This is a genomic window from Anaerotignum faecicola (assembly GCA_024460105.1).
Taxonomy (GTDB): Bacteria; Bacillota; Clostridia; order Lachnospirales; family Anaerotignaceae; genus JANFXS01.
The window spans coordinates 1-377 of sequence record JANFXS010000662.1 but is presented as its reverse complement, the minus strand read 5'-3'; the positions used below and the strand labels follow the sequence as shown (position 1 = coordinate 377).

General features: G+C 50.4%; 1 protein-coding gene. It reads left to right on the top strand.

The genetic code is table 11. The features are described from left to right. The coding region (locus NE664_15905; protein MCQ4728119.1) for an alpha-glucosidase/alpha-galactosidase at positions 1-329 on the top strand (329 nt) is incomplete at its 5' end. Between the last annotated feature and the right edge of the window lie 48 nt (positions 330-377).

Below are 377 nucleotides of genomic sequence, written 5' to 3'. Positions count from 1 at the left end.
GCAACGTCAATATCCCGAATACTGCGCTGCAGATTGCCAATCTCCCAGACGACGCCGTGGTAGAGACCAATGCCGTATTCAGTTTAGACAGCATCCAGCCCATCGTCGCCGGAGCCATCCCGGAGCAGGTAAAGGCCTTAATCACCCCTCATGTAGAAAATCATGAGAGAATCCTAAAAGCCGCCCTTACATACGACCGCAGCCTCGTCTGCGAGGCCTTCCTTGCCGATCCCCTTGTAAAAGGACGCGCATCCGAGGAAGAAGTAAAAACCCTGGTAAACGACATGATCGCCAACACCATAAACTATCTTCCCGACGGCTGGAAATAAAATAAGATAAAAAGGTGCTTCGCTTTATATCTCCAAAAGCGAAGCACC